Below are 20,973 nucleotides of genomic sequence, written 5' to 3'. Positions count from 1 at the left end.
CAACCTTTTTTATCCGCATTTGTTCATAAACTATTGATCCCATTGTGTTCTATTCGTTTTTGAGGAACGACTAATTACAGTTTTCTGCATCGTATCTGCAGCACTGTTATTTCCAGCCATATCGCAGGCACAAACCAGTACCTGGAATGCACCTGCATCTGCCAATCAACTCAAAAATCCATTAGCGGGCAATACGGCGGTATTAAAGGAAGCCAGGCAATTATATATTGCCAATTGCGGACCCTGCCATGGCAATAATGGAAAAGGAGATGGCATAGCAGCCGCTGCTTTAAAACCCAAACCAGCAGACCACACTTCAGCCGCAGTTCAAAAAGAAACAGATGGTGCTATTTACTGGAAAATGACTGAAGGGCATACCCCCATGCCCTCTTACAAACAAGTTTTAACGGATACACAACGGTGGGAGTTGGTGAATTACATCCGCTCACTGGCTAAAAAAAGATAATGATAAAAAGCAATTGAATCACTTTCAAATATATACAATATGAAAAATAGATATTCTAAACTTTTGGGATTATTTGCCCTTTCAATGGGCTGTGTATTTCCCCATTTGTTTGCACAAACTACCAATGGCTTTGACTCTACTGTATTAGACAGATTGAATGCATTGGAACAACAAGCCAATTATCAAAAACCGGGCAATGATCATTTTATGGTGGTCGGATTAACAACCTTTGGATTTATAGCCAGCAAAAGTACCAATACACTGGGTGGAGTTAGCTCCATATCTAAAACCAACAGTTTAGCAGATGCAGATCACTACGAATTCAGCCCTATGTTTTTGTGGCGTCACGGAAAAAAGTTTTTGTTAGAGTTTGAACCTTCTTTTAGCAATAATGGCTTGGGCGTTAACTGGGCAGATGTATCTTATTTTGCGGCACCCAATGTTATTATAAGAGCAGGATATTTGGTATTGCCTTTTGGTACCTATGCCAAAAGAGAAGCTGCCGGATGGATTGACAAATTAGCTACCGACCCCATGGGTATTGCAGATATGACGCCTACTGATTATGGTGTGGAAATAGAAGGAGGGTTACCTTTAGGCAGCATGAAACTGAACTATGATGTAGCATTAAGCAATGGCAGTCAGTTATTGGGTAATGGTACATTAACCAGTGGCAATATTGTAGATAATAACAATAATAAAACCATTACTGCAAGAATTGGCTGGTTACCGTTTTCTAATTCATCATTAGAAATTGGAGTATCGGGAATGTTTGGTAAAGTAGGAGATCTGGGTTCGCCCTACCAAAATGCAACGGGCAATATGTATGCATTTGATTTAAACTATGTCAAAACCTTCAGCCCCGTCTTAGTAAACATTAAGGCTCAGTATGATATACAAAATATCAGCAATGAGAATTATTTAAATCCGAATGACAGCACTCAAAGTTACTCATTCAATAACCATACCACAGCCGGGTTTGTGCAATGCTCTATCCGACCAACTGAAGCCAATAATTTTTTGAAAAATTTTGAAATTGCAGGCAGATATACCAGTTATAATTTACCGGGTAACTCTACCTTTGGTGCAGACCAACACGCTGTTACAGTAGGTTTAGATTATTGGTTAACCTGGAGAACTGTTGTAAAAGCCACTTACGAAACTTATACCGGCAACAGTACTGCCAGTAAATTATTAAGTGCATACAACGGCACCACCAATACCAATACATTTTATCTGCAATTCTCTATTCAACTTTAAAAATTAAAAAGATGAAAAATCGTAAACCACTCTATACTATCACGCTGGCACTCGTTATTGTTTTTACAATAACAGGTATATTATCCATCAATGGTTGTGCGCCTACCAAGGCAGTTGCAGCCAAATCGGGAGCACAATTATGGGCAGAAAATTGTCAGCGTTGCCATAACACCCCATCTCCTGTATCATTTTCGGCAGAACAATGGGAAACCATAGGCATGCACATGCAAACAAGAGCATTAATTACACAGGCAGAAAGAGAAAAAATTGTAGCGTTTTTAAAAAGCAGCCGTTAATTACCCAATACCCTTGATTAAAAAAGCCGGATTGTTGCAAAACATCCCCGGCTTTTATGTTGCATAACTATTCAATTATAACAAGGATTTAATGGCAGCATCAAAATCACTTTGTGCTACTATCCCATTTTTTCTAAAAACTTCCTGTCCGTTTTTATAAATAATAAATACAGGAATAGCGGGCAAATTCATTTGTTTCATGATATTAGACTGTTTGCCGGCATCAATTTTTACAATATTGAGTTTTGAACCGTAGGTATTTTTCAAAGCCTCTAACACAGGCTGCATTTTTCTGCAGGGCGGGCACCAGTCGGCACCAAAATCAACTAAGGTAACGGTATTACCTTGCTGTATCATTTGCTTGTATTGTTCCATGTTTATTTGCGGCTCATTTGATTCACCCATTAAAGGTTTATCTGCTTGTTTCCAAGCCTGTATACCGCCGGCTAAATGATATACTGTTTTATATTGATGGGCACGCAACCAATCGGCGGCGGCAGCACTTCTAACACCAGATAAACAGTACACATACACCGGTTTATCTTTGTCTATACTCTTTACTCTTTCCTGAAACTGATCAGGTATGAGCCAGTCGGCCTGCAGTGCATGATCAATATGCCCACTTGCAAATTCTTCTGCTGTCCTAACATCCAGAATTTGTACACCGGGTTGTTGTATTTGTTGCTGAAATACATCCGGTGTTAATGCTTCATTTTTAGTGTTTTGCGCCTGACAGGACAATAAAATTCCTGTTAAAGTCACGGTTAACCATGTTTTCATTTTCATATTTATTGTGTAATTGTTTTTTCTTCCCAAATTTGTGCAAGATGTACCAAAATTTCAACAGCCAACTCCATATCTTTTATACCCACCCATTCTTTTTTACTGTGAATACCCTGCATACCGGTAAATAAATTCGGACAGGGCAAACCCATAAAACTTAAACGGCTGCCATCGGTACCACCCCTAATTGGTTCTTTTCTTACAACAAGGCCAGTACGTTGGTAAGCTTCTTCCGCATATTCAATTACTTGCGGATGATGCTGTAAAATCTCATACATATTTCTGTACTGCTCTTTAACCTGCATTTCAAAATAGGCACCGGGATGGCATCCTACCACTGTTTCAGTAAAATGTTTTAATCTTTCTTCATACTTCAACAAATTAGCAGTATCAAAATCACGAATAATAAATTCGATAGTAGCTTTTTCTGCAATACCCTCCATACGTACAGGATGAACAAAACCCTGTTTTTTATCAGTGGTTTCGGGGCTCCATTCTTCCTTTGGTAAAACGGTTAACAGTTCACCTGCCAGTTTTAATGCATTCACCAATTTATTTTTTGCATAACCCGGATGCGCACTTACCCCATAAATGGTAATAGTTACACTATCTGCACTAAAAGTTTCTACTTCCAAATGGCCTGCTTCACCCCCATCTAAAGTATATCCGTAATCAGCCCCTAAATATTGCAGATTTACTTTCTCTGTGCCACGGCCTACTTCTTCATCCGGCGTAAACAAAATTTTTATATCGCCATGTTTTATTTCAGGATACTGCATTAAATAATTGGCAGTATCCATAATAATAGCAACGCCGGCCTTATCATCGGCACCTAATAAAGTATTTCCGGAAGCAGTAATAATATCTTTTCCGATATGTTCTTTTAAGTATGGATAATTATCGACTGTTAGTACCTGTGTATCATCATCCGGTAACACAATTGGGGCGCCGTTGTATTGCTGATGCAAAATTGGTTTAACATTTGTACCACTGCAATCGGAACTGGTATCCATATGGGCACAAAAACAAATAACAGGTATATTTTTTTGTGGGCTGTTAGAGGGAATTGTACCATAAACGTAACCATATTCATCCATTTTTGCATCGTCAATACCCATCTGCTTCAATTCAGCTGCCAACAACTGTGCTAACTGTTTTTGTTTTTCTGTGGAAGGGAAATTAGTTATAGCGGGATCACTTTGTGTATCAATTTGCACATACCGCATGAATCTTTCTACTACTGAATAGGAATAATCTTTTAACATATCCCGAAAAATTTTGAAGGCAATTTAATACAATTCTTGTGCAGTATGCCTAAATATGCAGTTTATCAAGATAATCTTAACGATTCATGCATAAAAAACCCGGAATAATATATCCGGGCTTATCAACTAATTCAATAATAGGTTATGGCATGATAATTAACGGGCTTCCGCCAGCAATGGCAACCAATTCCAAATCAAAAATCAAATCTTTTCCAGCCAAAGGATGGTTGGCATCAAGAATAACTACTGTATCTTTTACATCAACAATCACCACAGGAAAATTCTGGCCCTGGCCATTGCTCATGTTTAATTGCATTCCTACTTCCGGTGTCATATCGGCAGGAAAACGATCGCGTGGAAATTCCATAATCATTTCTTCCTGAACAGGTCCATATGCTTCATCAGCAGGAATATGTATGGTTTTTTTTTCACCTACCTGCATTCCGGTTACGCCATCATCAAAACCGGCAATTACCATACCACTGCCTACTTCAAACTCAAGTGGTTCACGGCCTTCAGATGAATCGAAGGTAGTACCATCTTCTAACTTTCCGTGATAATGTACTTTTACAGTATCACCCTTTTTAACTTGTTGCATTGTTTGCTTTTTTATTGTTTAAGAAGTCAGCTCCTATTTCACCTCTCCACTGTGGTTGCATCGCAAACTTCTACGGAAGCATTCAACATCAACTATCAGAAAGAATTGAAAACCGGCTTCGCCTGCAAAATACGCCGAACTGCTATAACAGACAATTATTTTTCGTTAACTTTCAACTCCCATATTCAAAAGAAAGAATAGACCATATGCAAAAATATATTCTAAATAATTTAAATTTAACAATGAATCGTACAGCAGTTCAAAAAATAATTTCAATTCAATCCTACCTTTTATTGGCAGTTTACCTGCTTATTTTCAATTCAAATTTTGCACAAGCAACGGTTCCTATATTGCCGGGTGCTTATCAAACCCAGACCTATTTCAAATGGCTGCAACACAAAAATGTGGCACTATTTGCCAATCATACCGCTACGATTGATGATACGCATTTGGCAGATACATTATTAAAAGCGGGTATACATATTGTAAAAGCTTTCGGCCCCGAACATGGTTTCAGAGGAAAAGCAGATGATGGTAAAGTAATTCAAGATGATATAGACCTCCTTACAGGCATACCCATTATTTCGCTATATGGCAAGAAAAGAAAACCAACACCGGATGACTTAAAAAATGTTGATGTGATTATCATTGATATTCAGGATGTTGGAACACGATTTTATACCTTCATTTCTTCGGTACAGGAGATGCTGGAAGCGGCATTTGAAAACAATAAATCGGTTATACTTTTAGACAGACCCAATCCAAACGGCTTTTATGTTGATGGGCCTGTTTTAGATACTGCATATAAAAGTTTTGTAGGCATGCAACCTATACCAACGGTGTATGGCATGACGATAGGGGAATATGCTAACATGCTGATTGGAGAACACTGGCTTTCGAAAGAAGCAGACAAGCATTTTTATCAATACTATGCACAGCATGGCTTTTCCAGGTATCTGCCTTCGTTTTTAATTGTACGTTGTAAAAATTATGATCACAACAGCAAATACAGGCTGCCCATTCCCCCATCGCCCAATTTACCAGACATGGCCAGTGTTTACTGGTATGCAGGCAATTGTTTGTTTGAGGGTACTGTTCTGAGTGAAGGTAGAGGAACACCACACCCATTTTGTTATATCGGGCACCCGAATTTACCCAAAAACCTGTTTGCATTTACACCAACACCCGGGCCTGGTGCAGCAAATCCAAAATTAAACGGTGTAACTTGTTATGGATGGAATTTGTATCAACCCGAAAAAGAGGTATTACAAGCCATTAACAACCACTTGCCCATACAATATATTTTAAAAGCTTATGCATTATTTCCCGACAAAGCACATTTTTTTATTTTACCCAAAAAGGGGAATGAAAAATTCAATGCATTTAACCGATTGGCAGGTTCCAATCAGCTAATGAAACAAATACAAGCCGGATTAACAGAAGATGAAATAAGAGCAAGCTGGCAGCCCCAATTAGAGGTATTCAAAAAAATCAGAAAAAAATATTTGTTGTATAAAGATTTTAATTGAGCGGAAAACGGGACTCGAACCCGCCACCTTCAGTTTGGGAAACTGATGCTCTACCGGATGAGCTATTTCCGCTAATGCTTTGCAATGTACAAAAGAAATTCATCCCCTACATTTGCAGCATGCAAGTTTCTGATATCAGAATCATTTTTATGGGCACCCCCGATTTTGCGGTAGCCGCTCTCGATGCGCTGATGCAGGCCGGCTGCAATATTGTAGCAGTAGTTACAGCACCCGATAAACCTGCAGGCAGAGGCATGCAGGTACAACAAAGTGCAGTAAAACAATATGCCGTGACGCATGGTTTATCTGTACTTCAACCAGAAAAATTGAAACATCCCGATTTTATTGCAACATTGCAATCGCTTCAACCACAGTTGCAGGTGGTGGTAGCTTTTAGAATGTTGCCCGAAGTGGTTTGGAGCCTACCCCCAATGGGTACCATTAATTTACACGGATCATTGTTACCACAATACAGAGGAGCAGCTCCCATTAACTGGGCTATTATAAATGGGGAAAAAGAAACAGGTGTTACCACTTTTAAATTGCAACATGCTATTGATACTGGCAATATATTATTGCAACAATCCATGCCCATTTTCCCGGAAGAAACAGCAGGCGAATTACACGACCGTATGAAAATAATTGGGGCCAAATTATTGGTTACAACCTTACAACAGCTGGCTGCAGGAACGCTAACAGAACAACCGCAGATAGTGTCAGCGAACGATACAACACTTAGCATAAAACACGCACCTAAAATTTTTACAGAAACTTGTCAAGTAGATTGGCATAAGCCGGCTGATAACATCCATAATTTAATCAGAGGACTTTCACCTTACCCAGGAGCATTTACATTTTTGAAAGGAAAAAAATTAAAAATTTATCGTTGCACTGTTGAACCTATGCAAACTGCTGCAATACCGGGCAGTATTTATACCGATGGGAAAACATTTTTAAAGATGGCCGCCCTGGATGGATGGGTTCTGCTATCTGACCTGCAATTAGAAGGCAAAAAGAGAATGGATACAGCAACTTTTTTGAGAGGATATCATCATCTGCTGCACATGGAATAGCCACTAATATTGCACTGTAACCGGAAATCGTTTATCAGCCATACCCAATACTGCTGCTGCAGCATTACTAATACGCAGCAACAAACCATCATCTTCTTTAATATTGGGCAGTGCACCCAATACTTTAGCATACACCACTTTTTGATTGCTTTCTATTTTTACAACGGTACCTTCAGGAATATTATTGATTAATATATAATATTTTTTATCCATCCAACCGCTGGCAGTTTTAAAAATAGAAGCATCACCTGAAATTGACTGCCCGGTCTGTTTATAAAAATCGGTGAAAAAACCGCCGGTAGGAATGTCATCTGTATTTGAATTACTGCTATTGTTAACAGGAATTACCTGATTTTTTGTTGTATTATTCTCAACAGATGTATTTGCATTTTGAACAACAGGTGCAACAGCAGATGTATTTGCAGCCGCAGGTTTTGCAGGTGTAGTGGTTGGTACATTTTCATTGTGGGTAACAGGTTCTGAAACTTTTGCAACAACAGGCTCACTTGCCTCAGTACCAATTGTTAAATGCTGACCGGTATGAATATTGCTAGAAGTTAAATGATTCCATTGCTGAATTTGTGCCACAGTTACTTTATATTTTCTGCTGATGGCATACAAGGTTTCTTTCGGTTCAACAATGTGAATGATTGTTTTACCTTCATTTTGAGAAGTTGTTGCAACTGTTTTGGTTTGTTTGAGAACGGGTGCTTCAGCTTGTGCAACCTTAGTTCCTTTAACAGGTATTTTTACTTTTTCCCCAATGCGCAGAACACTTTTACTGTTCATGCCATTCAAACGCATAATATCGCCAACAGTAGTATGATATTGGTGCGCCAATGCCGATAAAGTTTCACCCTTCTTGATAACATGTTCAATTGCAGAACCATTTGTTTGCGCATGCAGTGCGCTAAACAGAAAAATTACACAACAGCATAAAATTGCTTTTAAAATAGAAGATACATTCATTTCAATAAATTTTCAACTTCGTAAAATTAATCTTTTAAAATTCTCCATTCAGCCGGATAATAATTATTGATTCGATTGGGTAAAACTTTTATCCAACCCAATCTTAATCCACAATAGCTAATGGTACACCATCCTTTGGCCCCCTGAATAGCCGGCACCTGTTTACGTAAATAATGTAAAGCAGTTTCCAAATCTACTTCAACATTGTTCATTTGTGTTAAAGGCAGCAAACTTAGCGCTAATTCATGCGAAGGAACAAAATCTTTTCCTTTCAGGCTACCCAGTTCTATCCCGGCTTTTTTTATGTAGAGTTGTTGAGCCAGTTGTTGTAAAGGTTGCCAATAATGGTTTTGAATGGCCCTAAATTCATTCTCCTGCATAAATACCCTGTAATTTTCTGGCAATTGTATATGTTCAGAAAGTAACGCTAATTCTTTGCCTGGAGGTTGTGTTAAATTATTTTCCAATCGAAATACAGGTTGTATTCCTGCCGATTTTTTTCGAAAAGCAGCAACAAAAAAGCCTTCTCCTTTTACCTGATCAGGGAAAAAACGATAGCCCCATGCCTCCTGTTGAGTGGTTCGTACTTCTACAATACCCCAATTGGGTTGCAATTGTATACGAAGTGGTTCAAATGCATATTCCTGAACCATCCAGTCAAGTATTGCTTCATCTTCGGCAGTTGAATAAGAACAGGTGCTGTAAATAAACAAACCATCGTGTTTTAAAACACTCATTGTATCCCGAATAATCCTTTGCTGCCTTAAACTACAGGTATGTACATTTTCAAGACTCCAGCCGGCAATGGCACCTGCATCTTTTCTAAAAAGTCCGCTGCCGCTACAAGGCGCATCAAGCAAAACCACATCAAAAAATGCAGGAAGGCGGTGAAAATGTACAGGATCATTATTGGTAACGATGATATTATCTGCACCCCATTTTATCACATTCTCCGTTAAAATTGCAGCCCTTGACTTAATTACTTCATTCGCTACAACTAAACCATTTTTAAAATAACCGGATAATAAAGTTGTTTTACCGCCAGGTGCAGCACTTATATCCAATACAATTTCCTGCTCTGGTTGTGGTATTGCTTGTTGTAAAATTTGTTCAATAAACATACTGCTGGCTTCCTGAACATAGTAGGCGCCACCATGCAAAAAGGGATCAAACGTAAACGAGGGGCGCTCTTTTAAATACCATGCATCTGAAGTCCAGGGTACCTTTTCATCTAATTGATGGGCAAGGGGTAATTGTTTTAATAATTTTTTTTTGAAAGGATTAAAACGGATAGAAGTAACAGGAATATCATGCACATGCGCAGCCAGAAAAGCTTCTTTTTGAAAGCCTTTTACACCCTGCATAGATTCAATAAAAGAAATAGGTAGCACTGAACGAAGTTAAGCGAGTAATGAACGACTATTAAAAAAACGACAATATTTTAACCAAAATTACAAGGCTGTTATTCCATTCATATTGATATTAAAATACAAGAATGCCTTACAATGTTTTTATTTCATTGATTAAATCCTGCAGCACTTTTTTGCCATCACCAAACAGCATGGATGTTTTGGGCTGATAAAATAAATCATTATCAATCCCTGCATAGCCCGGCTTCATGCTGCGTTTATTAACAATAACGTTTTTAGCCTGTTCTACATCTAAAATAGGCATACCATAAATGGGAGATGCAGGATTGTTTTTTGCAGCCGGATTCACCACATCATTGGCACCTAATACCAGTACCACATCGGTTGATTTTAAAGTATTATTGGCTTGTTCCAATTCCAACAATTTATCGTAACTAACATCGGCTTCAGCCAGCAAAACATTCATGTGACCTGGCATTCTGCCTGCTACAGGATGAATGGCATATTGCACTTCTACTCCTTTATCTTCAAGTAATTTTTCAAGCTCATGACAGGTATGTTGTGCCTGAGCAACCGCTAATCCATAGCCTGGTACAATCATCACTTTGTTGGCATAACGCATTACCATTGCCGCATCGCTAGTAGAAATTTCCTTGTAAGAACCACTGTTTGTTGTAGCTGAACCCGATGTTGTATTTTCTTTTGATCCGAATGAGCCAATTAATACATTGGTTAAACTTCTGTTCATGGCTTTACACATTAATATGGTAAGCAGTGTTCCGGCTGCACCTACTAAAATTCCACCTGTCAGCATGGCTTTGTTATTATACAAAAAACCACCACAGGCTGCAGCCACGCCTGTAAACGAATTCAATAAAGAAATTACAACCGGCATATCTGCACCACCTATGGGTAACACAAACAATACACCGTAAATTAAGGCCAACAATACAGTTGCAATAAAAAAGTAGTCGGCATATTGATTTGATGCGAAATAGGTAACAAATGCCAAAATAATCACCAGCGCAAAAACCAATAAATTTAAGCTATGTTGTGCTTTAAAAACAACATCTTTAAAACTGCCATTCAACTTACCCCAGGCTACCATACTTCCGGCAAATGAAATACTACCAATAATAGCCCCAGCAGCAATGGCTAAAAAATGTCCGGTTGCCACTGAGTCGGCAAAATGCAGAGTTTGCACTTTTTCTGCAGTCCGAAACACATAATCAAATTCAATAACTGAAATGAGTGCTGCACAGGCACCGCCCATTCCGTTAAAAAAGCTTACCATTTCGGGCATAGCAGTCATTTTTACTTTTTTTGCTGCTACTACCCCAATTATAGCCCCAATAATAAGAGCGGCAAAAATCCAGCTGTAATTGTGTAATGAATTACCATTTTCATCTTTATACAAAAAGATGGTACCGATAATGGCCACTAACATACCGGCTGCAGCCACTAAATTACCGCGCCTTGCTGTAGCAGGAGAGGATAACATTTTTAAACCCATGATAAAAGTAACGGAGGCGGCTATGTAACAAATGGTCAAAATATCCAACTGCATATACAATACTTTAATAAATAATTATTTTTTCTTCCTAAACATTTCCAGCATACGGTCGGTTACCACAAATCCGCCTACTACATTTAATGTGCCCAGTATTACAGCCAAAAATCCTAAAATGAGCGCCAGATAATTGGTTTCAGCAGCACGGCCCATTACAATAATAGCTCCGATAATAACTACACCGTGTATGGCATTAGCCCCGCTCATTAATGGTGTATGTAATACACTGGGTACTCTGCCAATAATTTCAATACCCAGAAATATCATCAAAATAACAATGTAAATCATTTGCTGATTTCCAGAAACCCATTTTAAAGCTGCTTCCATAAAATAAATTTTAATCGCGAATTATTGAATCAAAGCCAATACTCTTTCATTTACAATTTTACCATTGTGTGTAATGCAACAACCCTGCACAATATCATCTTCAAATGGTATATAAATATTCCCTTCAGATGTTACAATTAATTGAAGAAAATTCAATAAATTTTTACCATATAATTTACTGGCATCGAATGGCATGGTAGCGGGTAAATTACTTTTTCCAATAATGGTAACACCGTTCCCCGTTACAATAGTTGCATTGTTTTGAGTGAGAGGTGTATTACCGCCCGTAGCAGCAGCCAAATCAACAATAATACTACCATTACGCATTTGTGTAATCATGGCTTCGGTTAACAATTTTGGTGCAGGTTTTCCCGGTATTTGAGCAGTAGTAACAATAATATCAGCCTTTGCAGCAGCTTCAGCGATACGTTGTTGCTGCTTTTGTTGATAAGCTGCTGATTGTTCCACTGCGTAACCGCCTGCATTGGCAGCATAGGCAGCACCTTCAACTTCCACAAACTTTGCTCCAAGGCTCATTACTTCTTCTTTTACGGCAGGCCTTGTATCAAAAACCTCAATTACAGCACCTAGTCTTTTTGCAGTAGCAATAGCCTGCAAGCCTGCCACACCTGCGCCCAAAACCAGAACTTTAGCAGGAGGAATACTTCCGGCAGCAGTAATAAACATGGGGAAAAATCTGCCATAATTAGCGGCAGCTATTATAACGGCTTTATAACCGGCTATGTTAGCCTGACTGCTTAGTACATCCATGCTTTGTGCACGGGTAGTCCGGGGAATTGCATCTAAGCTAAATGTGGTGATGGATTTTGAAGCCCAATCCTGCATGGTTTTATATGCATACAAGGGTTGAAAAACACCCACTACAATTGTTCCGGGCTTAATCAGTTGTATATCATCATTGGTAAGGGGATGAATAGAAAACAGAACATCAGCCTGCTGCAAAATTTCCGTTCGGTCATTTATATTTGCGCCTGCTTGTGTATAAGCTGCATCAGTTGCATAAGCTGCAATGCCGGCCTGTTGCTGCACCCAAACCTGTATGTTTTTTTTAAAAAGTAACGGTAATTGTTCGGGTAAAAGTGACACCCGATTTTCTCCTGACGGTTCTTTTAATACCCCTGCTATCATGTGCATTACATTATAAAACAAATGTAGGCGATTTGAAGTTGTTCAAGGGATTTTTTACATGAAATACAATGTCAAAATTTAAGAACCAGGATTTTGCAGATTCTGAATGTATTTTTTCATGTGCTCTTTTATATTGATTTTGACCACATGGAATTCGACTATGATCATTCCTGTTGGTATTTAACCTAATGATGGCTCATTGCATGCTAAAAAAAGGTATTACAACAGTAACAATCAAAATCGTATGGTAAAATGCTGTTTCGATTTAAACGATTTTCGAAACAATACAATGCCAATAAAAAACAAATCTATTGTGGCGGTAACGGCGGGATTATTTTGAATTTCATGCCAGGCTTGTTCCATTTCTTTACTCCAGTGAATATCATCAAATATCATAATAGTATCTTCATTGGAATGCTTTAATAACCAATGGAAATATTGTAAGGTTGGTTGTAACCGATGATTCCCGTCAATAAATACAAAATCGGTTGCCTTATTAATTTGTTGCAACAATTCGGGTAATACAATATCGAAATTTCCTACATAAGAGCGAATATTCTTCAATCCCAAAATTTCAAAATTTTTATTGGCAACTGCAGCCACCACTTGTGCGCCTTCAATAGTATAAACCGTTGCGTTGGGATTGGCTGCAGCCATATAGGCAGCAGTAATTCCTAAAGAAGTACCCAATTCAATAATGGAAGCGGGTTGATAAAATGCCACCATTCTGGCCAATAAACTGCTGTATTTTCGGGGCTTTAATGAAGACCGGGCAATGGTAGCAATACTTCTTTTACTCTGCTTCACCACTCTGGATCCGGCTCCAAAATCATCTAACAGTATTTCCTGTTGGCTTATTTTTAGTTGTTGACGCATTCGCTCAATATCAGAAGCAGCTGCTATATGAATTTTAGGGACCAATACCTGCTGAACAAATTCAAATACAAACGGAGAGTGAATACCATGCCCCTTACCATTAGAGGCTTTTATCCAGTACTGTATATATTTTGAAGCCAGTTTAGTTTTTGAATACATAATATTTTGAGGCTGTATAGCGAAAAAATTTTGTTGCTACATCTGTGGAAATCTTATCCAATTTTATACTTTTCGTTCCCAGCACTGAAAAGCGTAAGCGTACGCATGTTTCGCATCGGCATTATACTTTATTTCCGATGTTAAGCGCCATTCCGTTGTACTGAATGCAGGAAAAAATGCATCGGCATCTTCAAACACATGATGCACTCTTGTAATATACATTTTGTGCGCCAATGCTATGGTTTGCGCATAAATTTCACTCCCACCTAAAACCATCAATTCTTTATAACCCAATTGAAGTGCTTTTTGCTGGGCTTCCTCAAATTCGTGCACTACTGTAATACCCGGTGATTGAAACAATTGATTACGGGTTAATACCATATTATAACGCCCGTTTAAAGGCTGATTATTCAATGCGTTAAAAGTTTTTCGGCCATATACAACCGGCATTGCCCATGTTTTATTTTTAAAAAACTTTAAATCGTTGGGTAAGTGCCAAAGCAATGCATTGTTTTTTCCAATGGCATTATTTTCGGAAGCAGCTACTATCAAAGTAATAACCGGTTTGTTTAGATTAGTTGGTATTGATAACAAAAGCTACATTATTTAATTTGAATACTAAACAGCTACCGGCGCTTTAATGGCCGGATGGCATTGATAATTTTCTAATATAAAATCATCATAATTAAAATCAAATATATTGGTTATCTGTTTATTTAAGTGCATTTGTGGCAGCGGAAATGGTTTTCTGTTCAATTGCAAAGTTGCCTGTTCCATGTGATTGTTATATAAATGCACATCGCCAAAAGTATGAATAAACTCACCGGGCTTTAAATTACAAACCTGCGCTATCATTAAAGTTAACAAAGCATATGATGCAATATTGAAGGGCACACCTAAAAACACATCAGCACTGCGCTGGTATAACTGGCAACTTAATTTGCCATTGGCAACATAAAACTGAAATAAGGCATGGCAGGGCATTAGGGCCATTTTAGGCAAATCTGCTACATTCCATGCACTGACAATCAGCCTCCTGCTATCCGGATTGGTTTTAATTTGTTGAATTACTTCTGTTATCTGGTCAATGCTTGTACCACCAGCACCCTGCCAGCTTCTCCATTGATGGCCATATACCGGGCCCAGTTCTCCATTTGCATCTGCCCATTCATCCCAAATAGTAACACCATGATCATTGAGGTATTGAATATTGGTGCTTCCCTTTAAAAACCACAGTAATTCATAAATAATACTTTTTACATGCATTTTCTTGGTAGTAACCAAAGGGAACCCTTTTTCCAGGTCAAAACGCATCTGATACCCGAAACAACTACGGGTACCGGTGCCGGTGCGGTCATGCTTTTGCTGACCATTTTCAATAACATGCTTTAATAACTGTTGGTATTGCTCCATACTGCAAAATACAAACTGGTACTTAAACCTGCCTGAAAATAAATTTAAAATGTTTAAAAGCTGTGGATATTTGGGATAATGTATTGAAGGAGTGATATTTATCACTTTTTCTACGCGGCAATTGCTTATATTTATTTTCTTATTAGCCTGAAACAATTACGAATATTTTACAAAATTATTCCTATTGAAGTAAGGTTACCGATGCACATCAAATACCGCATTCAAACGAATAATGATTGCTATATGCAAAAGCATCAAAAGCCAATTTTAACCAGTATGAAAAATAATTTCCTTAGCTGCTTTGCAACAACGCTGGTATTGGCAACCAATGCCCGGGTAGTTATCGAAAATATTTGGCCTGAGGAAACCTTGCATTTTAAAAACAACAACCAATGGTTGAAGAAAAAATTTCAAAACCTTATTGTTGCAAAAGAGCGCTCTGCTTTTAATGCAGCATTTAAAAATTTTGCTGCTGCATCATTAAAAAAAATAACAATTAAAACTTTTTTACAAAATGAAAAAGGCAAAAAATTTTCGGCTGAAATAACCATCCAAAAAATTAAAAAATTAAATGTTTTCCTGCAATATGTTTTTACCATTCAAAACATTCAACCCGTTCAAAACAAAACAAAATCATTTCCGGTTGAACTTTTGTTAAGAGAAAAAATGATAGATAATGTACATGCCATTATTGTTATTTTAGATTCAAATGGAATGGTTACTTATCTCAACAAAGCCGGCGAAAAAATTTGCGGTTACACATTAAAATCAATATTACATCAAGACTGGTTCAGCATTTTTATTCCTGAAATTGAAAGGGAAAAAGCGAGACAAATATTTAAAAAATTAAAAACAAATAAGCAGGCAATTGATTTTGAGAATAGCATACTAACCAGGAAAAATCAACTCAAAACCATACAATGGAAGAACACACCCATATTTTCCGATAATATTTTTAAAGGCTCATTAAGTATTGGAATTGATATTTCGGATTTAAAAAAAACAACCATTGCTTTACAGCAGAGTGAACATAAATTTAAATCATTAACAGAAGCCATACCCGTTGGTATTTCTTTTTGCAATACACAAGGCGATATAATTTACATCAACAAAGCATTTACAAAAATTTTTGGTCATACCGGTAAAAATTTAAAAACAATTCAGGATTGGTTTAACAAAGCTTACCCCGATAAAATGTCAGCACAACAAGCTAAAAATCGTTGGGCCAATCATGTACAACAAGTGCAACATGAAAATATGAGCACTACACATGAGTTAGTATTGTTAGCTAAAAATGGCACCAAAAAAATTATTGAAATAAAAACTGCTTATAGCAACGGAAATATATACAATATTTTTATTGATTTAACTGAAAAAAGAAGTATTGAAGCCGAGGCAAAAGAAACTGCTTCAAAGTTCAAACGTATTATCGAAAACTTTCCTGTTCCTATGGCCAGTTGCGATTTGAATTATAATTTATTGTTTACCAATAAAAAATTCAAAGAAATATTTGGTAATGAAATGGAAGAAATTAAAATGTACCCTGCCTGGTTTAAAAAAATACAATTCGATTCTCCTGAAGCAGAAGCTGAACACGATGCTGAATTTTATGGTTATTTAAAAGAAGTACAAACCAATCCCAAAAAAATAGCACCTGTATTATACAGACAGATATACAATAAAAAAAGAGAACTAAGAGATATAAATATCATTTTTAATTTATTTGACAACGAATTGTTTGCCATTTTAGAAGATGTTACCGAACAAAACAATTACATCAAATTATTACAGGAAAGTGAAGAACGGTTTAAAGCATTGGCACAAAATATGCCCATTGCCATTGGCAGTTATAATACGGATGGAACTGTAAACTTTATCAATAACTATTTTACCAAAACCATTGGGTATGTGGCAGAAGATTTACCCACCATTGAAGACTGGTATTACCGTACACAACCCGACCCGGTAAAAAGAAAACAATATTATGAACACTGGGTAGCATTGATTGATGCTTTCAGTAAAAATCCACAACAGGAAATTCCTTATTTAGAAAGCGATATTACCTGTAAAGATGGCAGCATTAAAACATTCAGCTATTTATTTAGCATTTACAAAAAAACAGTTTACATTATTTTTGTAGATGTTACAGAAAGAAAAAAAGCTGAAAAAGAGTTGATAGCTTCACATATACAATTGCAACGTTTATCGGCTCACCAACACCGAACCAAAGAGCAAGAACGCAAATTTATTGCCGAGCACATACATGATGCCATTGGACAACAGGTTACAGGTATAAAAATAGATTTAACCGTTCTTAAAAATAAAATTCAAAAAATAGATCCGGGTTTTGCTGAAAAAATTAACCATGATATTGAAATTGCCAATAGTGTTATTTTGGCTATTCGTAAAATGGCCGCTGATTTAAGACCCAGTATTTTAGATGATTTTGGATTGGCTGCTGCCATTGAATGGGAATGCAGGGAATTTGAAAAAAGAACAGGAATTCATTGTTTTTTTGAATATGATAATAGCCTCAAAAATGAATCGGCTGAGTTACAATCCAATTTATACCGAATTGTACAAGAAGCACTTTCAAACATCGATAAGCATGCAAAAGCCACTAAAATAACCATCAGCCTGCAAAAAATAGATAATGAAATTATACTATCGGTAAAAGATAACGGGAAAGGATACCACTTAGAAGAAAAAAACAAAAGCCTTATTATTATAGGGATTAAAGACAGAGCCAGAAACCTAAAAGGAACCTGTATGCTAATAAGCAACAAAGAAGGGGAAGGTGGCCATTTGTTGATTAAAATACCCGGAAAACCGAATACATAAAATAAAAAACTACATTTAAATTAACCGAAATCTATCTGAATTGTAGAAAACACACTACAAATAAATGATACGTTTGGCTACTGAATAGCCCGTATTATGAGTGTTACTTTGTTCTACCAAAATACGAATACCTATTGAGAGCCAATTTTACTCCGATCCGTCTTTAATACCCAATATCCCCTAATCTTATTCCTTTGAAAAGTAGAAACATCCATCTCCCAACAAAAGGGAGAATGGTGTTTTTCTAATACGGGGTATCAATTAAAAAATACTCGTATTTAACTCGTATTTAAAATGTAGCACTATGATCATTTATAAAAGTGAAAAATTGGCTATGGCTAAAAATTTGAAAGTATTATTAATAGATGATTCAACCATCATACTTACAGTAATGTCGGAAGTACTGGCCACTATTCCCTGTGTAGCAACTATTAAAACCAGTTCAGCACCAGTGCAGGCATTACAAACCATTGAAGAATTTAAACCGGATGTATTATTGTTAGACATTAATATGCCCGAAAAAAATGGCATAGAGGTTTTAAAAGAAGTAAAAGAACATTATCCTGCTGTAAAAGTAATTATGCTCACCAACCACTCAACTGAATATTATAGAAATACCTGCTACAACATTGGTGCTTATCATTTTATAGATAAAGCCAATGAATTTGATCAGATAGCTCCTCTGATGGAAAAAATCAGTACTGAGTCAGATGAAATTTTAAAAGCTATGTAATAAAAGGTTAACCCTGCTTTTAAGCTTTGATGGTGTCAGCCAATTTTCTACGTTTCAATTCTTTCTTAATTAAACTCAACTCCCTATTGGTTTGTCCACTTACACTCGAGTTTTCCTGAGCCCTTCGCATTAAATAAGGAATTACATCCCGAATTGGACCAAATGGCACATACTTACTTACATTAAAACCGGCTTTGGCCAAATTAAAGGTGATATGATCGCCCATACCATACAATTGAGAAAAATGAACATGTGCATGAGCCGGTGAAACACCTGATGCATTCAAAAGTTCGGCTGCCAATAAATTACTGGCTTCATTGTGAGAGGCTATAATGGTAGAAATTTCGTGCATGTGTTGGATGCAATACCGAACTGCTGCATCAAAATCGCGGTCGGTATTTTCTTTAGTTGCCTGAATAGGACTTTCATACCCCATTTGTTGTGCTCTTGCCCGCTCTTTTTCCATATAAGCACCACGTACCAATTTCATACCCAAAATAAAATTTTGGGCTTTTGCAATTTGATGTGAAATCTGTAAAAATTTCAATCTATCGTGCCGGTATAGTTGAATGGTATTGTAAACAACTGCTTTTTCTTTATTAAAAATTTCCATCATTTCCATAGTCAGTCGATCGATTGGATCCTGAATCCAGGTTTCTTCTGCATCAATTAAAACCCCAATATTTTTTTCGGCAGCTGTTGCACAAATGGCATACATTCTATCAACCACCCTGTTCCATTCATTCATTTCTGATTCATTATCATGAATACCACTACGCAACCGGGGTGCTTCATTTAACTTTTGTAACAAATCAAACCGGGCAATTCCTGTAACCTTTACACTTATAAAAGGAATATTTTTTTGAGTTCCGGCATATTCAATGGTTTTAATGAAAGATTCTGTTGCATGATCAAAATCTGCTTCATCTTGTTTTCCCTCCACACCATAATCTAATATTACCTGAACGCCATATTTTGCAAGGGTTTCCACAACAGGTGTAGTTTCCTCTAATGTTTCTCCACCTACAAATTGTTTAAAAATGGTTTTACGAACAATTCCATGAATCGGCAAGCCCGTTTTCATTAAAAAAGGAGTGACACGTGTACCGATAGGCACGAATAAAGGATAGCCCATGGTATTAAACAAAAATCTTGATTGTTTAAGCTCCTTATCTGTTTTATAGGCAAAAGCCTGTTCTGTATTTTCAAATGAAATATCCATACTAACAATTGTTCGCGATGCGAATATCGTATGCAAACAGTAAACTAAAAAATAGGATAACGGTTTTAGAATAAAATTTGCAAAAAAGCGAAGCAGAATCGTCAATTCTTATTAGTAAATTAAATAGCCTGATGGTTAAATGGCTGTAAAACCATTTCGCTTACCACACCGCTGGCCGGTTGCTGACAAAGGAACCAAATAGCTTTTGCAGCTTCTTCTGCCACAATCATCTTATCTTTTTGTACACGCAAATCAATATTATCCCAAAATGGAGAATCAACACCTCCTAAATACAAATTAGTGAATCGAATTTCGGTTCTCTTCACTTCTTCCCGAATACTTTGCATCATGCCCACCAACCCATATTTAGAAGCACTGTAAGCAGCAGCACCTGCCATGGGTACTTTACCCAATACCCCGGGTATATTAATCAAAAGCCCTTTTCTTTGTTGTTTCATGGCGGGTAAAAATGCCTGAATTAACAAGAAGGGTGCCAATAAATTGTATTCTATACTTTTTAAAAAATCGTTGGTTGATAATTGTTCAACAGGCTTGATAATACCTATTCCTGCAGCATTGATTACAATATCTATATTTTCAAATACAGAAAAAAAAATATTTTTTAATGCAGTTACTTCTTCCTGCTGACTAATATCTGCAACAAACATTTGCTGCGCAGGCAATTTTAGCGATGCTGCCAATGCTGCTAACTTTTCCTGATTTCTCCCGGTAATAAACACACGTGCACCTGCATAATGCAACAATGGTAACAATTTACTGCCTATTCCACCGGTTGCTCCTGTTAATAATACGCATTTGTCTTTTAAAGTTTCCATAGCTGTATGATTGTGGAATACCAACAAAATGGAAATGCTTTTGTTTATCAAATGATTTAAACTATAAAATTAAAGTCATTGATTTCAATGCAAAACGTATGGGAAAACACTGAAGCACATGTTTGAATATGCTATATACAACAAGAAAAGAATAAAAATTAATAGGATTAGGTAGAACATTTACAAATAAGAGATAGGGGGGTGAAATAACTAAATAAATTAGTAAATTGAGGTCTAA

At 37.0% G+C, this 20,973-nt stretch carries 20 protein-coding genes and 1 tRNA gene; 7 read left to right on the top strand and 14 right to left on the bottom strand.

Annotated features, from left to right (window positions below; translation table 11 throughout):
* Window positions 1-73: 73 nt before the first annotated feature.
* The 3 genes from JK139_RS14450 to JK139_RS14440 are packed head-to-tail and all read left to right on the top strand — an operon-like array spanning window position 74 to window position 2,022.
* On the top strand, window positions 74-466 hold the full coding sequence (locus JK139_RS14450; protein WP_218331874.1) for a c-type cytochrome: 393 nt from the start codon (window positions 74-76) through the stop codon (window positions 464-466).
* Window positions 467-505: 39 nt separating this feature from the next.
* Entirely contained in the window at window positions 506-1,726 is a 1,221-nt protein-coding gene (locus tag JK139_RS14445; RefSeq protein ID WP_218331870.1) for a porin, read from the top strand.
* Window positions 1,727-1,737: 11 nt separating this feature from the next.
* Window positions 1,738-2,022, top strand: a complete 285-nt coding sequence (locus JK139_RS14440; RefSeq protein ID WP_218331868.1) for a c-type cytochrome — start codon at window positions 1,738-1,740, stop codon at window positions 2,020-2,022.
* Window positions 2,023-2,097: 75 nt separating this feature from the next.
* On the opposite strand, the gene JK139_RS14435 is transcribed toward JK139_RS14440, so the two are convergent.
* The 3 genes from JK139_RS14435 to JK139_RS14425 form a co-directional block, all read right to left on the bottom strand.
* Window positions 2,098-2,808, bottom strand: coding sequence for a thioredoxin domain-containing protein (locus JK139_RS14435; RefSeq protein WP_218331866.1), 711 nt, complete (start codon window positions 2,806-2,808; stop codon window positions 2,098-2,100).
* A gap of 2 nt (window positions 2,809-2,810) precedes the next feature.
* Entirely contained in the window at window positions 2,811-4,070 is a 1,260-nt protein-coding gene (gene pepT, locus JK139_RS14430) for a peptidase T (protein WP_074418993.1), read from the bottom strand.
* Window positions 4,071-4,212: 142 nt separating this feature from the next.
* Window positions 4,213-4,668, bottom strand: coding sequence for an FKBP-type peptidyl-prolyl cis-trans isomerase (locus JK139_RS14425; protein ID WP_074418992.1), 456 nt, complete (start codon window positions 4,666-4,668; stop codon window positions 4,213-4,215).
* A gap of 242 nt (window positions 4,669-4,910) precedes the next feature.
* Here JK139_RS14425 and JK139_RS14420 point away from each other — a divergent pair, with 242 nt between their 5' ends.
* A complete protein-coding gene (locus JK139_RS14420; protein ID WP_218331864.1) occupies window positions 4,911-6,197 on the top strand; it encodes an exo-beta-N-acetylmuramidase NamZ family protein in 1,287 nt (428 codons plus the stop codon).
* Here JK139_RS14420 and JK139_RS14415 read toward each other — a convergent pair.
* A tRNA-Gly gene (locus JK139_RS14415) sits at window positions 6,197-6,269 on the bottom strand. The genes JK139_RS14420 and JK139_RS14415 overlap by 1 nt on opposite strands.
* 47 nt (window positions 6,270-6,316) lie before the next feature.
* On the opposite strand from JK139_RS14415, the gene fmt reads away from it, so the two are divergent.
* Window positions 6,317-7,270 carry a methionyl-tRNA formyltransferase gene (fmt, locus tag JK139_RS14410; protein WP_228733252.1) on the top strand — a complete coding sequence of 318 codons (954 nt, stop codon included), beginning with the start codon at window positions 6,317-6,319 and terminating at the stop codon, window positions 7,268-7,270.
* A 3-nt stretch (window positions 7,271-7,273) separates the two neighbouring features.
* Here the strand turns inward: fmt and JK139_RS14405 are convergent, their stop codons facing one another.
* The 8 genes from JK139_RS14405 to JK139_RS14370 all read right to left on the bottom strand — a co-directional run bounded on the left by JK139_RS14405 (window position 7,274) and on the right by JK139_RS14370 (window position 15,103).
* Window positions 7,274-8,239: a LysM peptidoglycan-binding domain-containing protein gene (locus tag JK139_RS14405; protein ID WP_218331855.1), complete on the bottom strand. Its 966-nt coding sequence runs from the start codon at window positions 8,237-8,239 to the stop codon at window positions 7,274-7,276.
* A 26-nt stretch (window positions 8,240-8,265) separates the two neighbouring features.
* Window positions 8,266-9,630, bottom strand: a complete 1,365-nt coding sequence (locus JK139_RS15780; RefSeq protein ID WP_143439092.1) for an RsmB/NOP family class I SAM-dependent RNA methyltransferase — start codon at window positions 9,628-9,630, stop codon at window positions 8,266-8,268.
* Window positions 9,631-9,739: 109 nt separating this feature from the next.
* Window positions 9,740-11,176, bottom strand: coding sequence for an NAD(P)(+) transhydrogenase (Re/Si-specific) subunit beta (locus tag JK139_RS14395; protein ID WP_218331854.1), 1,437 nt, complete (start codon window positions 11,174-11,176; stop codon window positions 9,740-9,742).
* A gap of 21 nt (window positions 11,177-11,197) precedes the next feature.
* Complete coding sequence (locus tag JK139_RS14390) at window positions 11,198-11,506, bottom strand: NAD(P) transhydrogenase subunit alpha (protein ID WP_218331852.1); 309 nt, start codon at window positions 11,504-11,506, stop codon at window positions 11,198-11,200.
* A 21-nt stretch (window positions 11,507-11,527) separates the two neighbouring features.
* Window positions 11,528-12,655 (bottom strand): Re/Si-specific NAD(P)(+) transhydrogenase subunit alpha, encoded by a 1,128-nt coding sequence (locus tag JK139_RS14385; protein ID WP_218331850.1) that lies wholly within the window; start codon window positions 12,653-12,655, stop codon window positions 11,528-11,530.
* A 234-nt stretch (window positions 12,656-12,889) separates the two neighbouring features.
* Window positions 12,890-13,690 (bottom strand): O-methyltransferase, encoded by an 801-nt coding sequence (locus JK139_RS14380; protein ID WP_218331840.1) that lies wholly within the window; start codon window positions 13,688-13,690, stop codon window positions 12,890-12,892.
* Window positions 13,691-13,753: 63 nt separating this feature from the next.
* Window positions 13,754-14,284, bottom strand: coding sequence for a dihydrofolate reductase (locus JK139_RS14375; protein WP_228733251.1), 531 nt, complete (start codon window positions 14,282-14,284; stop codon window positions 13,754-13,756).
* A 24-nt stretch (window positions 14,285-14,308) separates the two neighbouring features.
* Complete coding sequence (locus tag JK139_RS14370; RefSeq protein ID WP_074419009.1) at window positions 14,309-15,103, bottom strand: thymidylate synthase; 795 nt, start codon at window positions 15,101-15,103, stop codon at window positions 14,309-14,311.
* Window positions 15,104-15,379: 276 nt separating this feature from the next.
* On the opposite strand from JK139_RS14370, the gene JK139_RS14365 reads away from it, so the two are divergent.
* A complete protein-coding gene (locus JK139_RS14365; protein WP_218331838.1) occupies window positions 15,380-17,944 on the top strand; it encodes a PAS domain-containing sensor histidine kinase in 2,565 nt (854 codons plus the stop codon).
* Window positions 17,945-18,248: 304 nt separating this feature from the next.
* The gene (locus JK139_RS14360) at window positions 18,249-18,677 is read left to right on the top strand and encodes a response regulator transcription factor (protein WP_074418982.1); all 429 of its coding nucleotides are present in this window, start codon (window positions 18,249-18,251) and stop codon (window positions 18,675-18,677) included.
* A 19-nt stretch (window positions 18,678-18,696) separates the two neighbouring features.
* Here JK139_RS14360 and JK139_RS14355 read toward each other — a convergent pair whose 3' ends face one another.
* Together JK139_RS14355 and JK139_RS14350 are read right to left on the bottom strand one after the other, a co-directional pair.
* Window positions 18,697-19,899, bottom strand: coding sequence for a proline dehydrogenase family protein (locus JK139_RS14355; protein WP_074418981.1), 1,203 nt, complete (start codon window positions 19,897-19,899; stop codon window positions 18,697-18,699).
* A 119-nt stretch (window positions 19,900-20,018) separates the two neighbouring features.
* The gene (locus JK139_RS14350) at window positions 20,019-20,735 is read right to left on the bottom strand and encodes an SDR family oxidoreductase (protein ID WP_074418980.1); all 717 of its coding nucleotides are present in this window, start codon (window positions 20,733-20,735) and stop codon (window positions 20,019-20,021) included.
* Window positions 20,736-20,973: the final 238 nt, after the last annotated feature.

Origin of the sequence: Hydrotalea lipotrueae (assembly GCF_019249625.1) — a bacterium.
Classification (GTDB): Bacteria; Bacteroidota; Bacteroidia; order Chitinophagales; family Chitinophagaceae; genus Hydrotalea; species Hydrotalea flava.
The sequence above is the reverse complement of the archived record's forward strand: the minus strand, read 5'-3'. Positions and strand labels throughout refer to the sequence as shown.

Excerpts from the sequence above, each read along its gene's own strand:
- JK139_RS14445 (WP_218331870.1), top strand. The coding sequence starts at position 506 with ATGAAAAATAGATATTCTAAACTTTTGGGATTATTTGCCCTTTCAATG.
- JK139_RS14440 (WP_218331868.1), top strand. The coding sequence starts at position 1,738 with ATGAAAAATCGTAAACCACTCTATACTATCACGCTGGCACTCGTTATT.
- JK139_RS14435 (WP_218331866.1), bottom strand. The coding sequence starts at position 2,808 with ATGAAAATGAAAACATGGTTAACCGTGACTTTAACAGGAATTTTATTG.
- pepT (WP_074418993.1), bottom strand. The coding sequence starts at position 4,070 with ATGTTAAAAGATTATTCCTATTCAGTAGTAGAAAGATTCATGCGGTAT.
- JK139_RS14425 (WP_074418992.1), bottom strand. The coding sequence starts at position 4,668 with ATGCAACAAGTTAAAAAGGGTGATACTGTAAAAGTACATTATCACGGA.
- JK139_RS14420 (WP_218331864.1), top strand. The coding sequence starts at position 4,911 with ATGAATCGTACAGCAGTTCAAAAAATAATTTCAATTCAATCCTACCTT.
- fmt (WP_228733252.1), top strand. The coding sequence starts at position 6,317 with ATGCAAGTTTCTGATATCAGAATCATTTTTATGGGCACCCCCGATTTT.
- JK139_RS14405 (WP_218331855.1), bottom strand. The coding sequence starts at position 8,239 with ATGAATGTATCTTCTATTTTAAAAGCAATTTTATGCTGTTGTGTAATT.
- JK139_RS14395 (WP_218331854.1), bottom strand. The coding sequence starts at position 11,176 with ATGCAGTTGGATATTTTGACCATTTGTTACATAGCCGCCTCCGTTACT.
- JK139_RS14390 (WP_218331852.1), bottom strand. The coding sequence starts at position 11,506 with ATGGAAGCAGCTTTAAAATGGGTTTCTGGAAATCAGCAAATGATTTAC.
- JK139_RS14385 (WP_218331850.1), bottom strand. The coding sequence starts at position 12,655 with ATGATAGCAGGGGTATTAAAAGAACCGTCAGGAGAAAATCGGGTGTCA.
- JK139_RS14380 (WP_218331840.1), bottom strand. The coding sequence starts at position 13,690 with ATGTATTCAAAAACTAAACTGGCTTCAAAATATATACAGTACTGGATA.
- JK139_RS14370 (WP_074419009.1), bottom strand. The coding sequence starts at position 15,103 with ATGGAGCAATACCAACAGTTATTAAAGCATGTTATTGAAAATGGTCAG.
- JK139_RS14365 (WP_218331838.1), top strand. The coding sequence starts at position 15,380 with ATGAAAAATAATTTCCTTAGCTGCTTTGCAACAACGCTGGTATTGGCA.
- JK139_RS14360 (WP_074418982.1), top strand. The coding sequence starts at position 18,249 with ATGATCATTTATAAAAGTGAAAAATTGGCTATGGCTAAAAATTTGAAA.
- JK139_RS14355 (WP_074418981.1), bottom strand. The coding sequence starts at position 19,899 with ATGGATATTTCATTTGAAAATACAGAACAGGCTTTTGCCTATAAAACA.
- JK139_RS14350 (WP_074418980.1), bottom strand. The coding sequence starts at position 20,735 with ATGGAAACTTTAAAAGACAAATGCGTATTATTAACAGGAGCAACCGGT.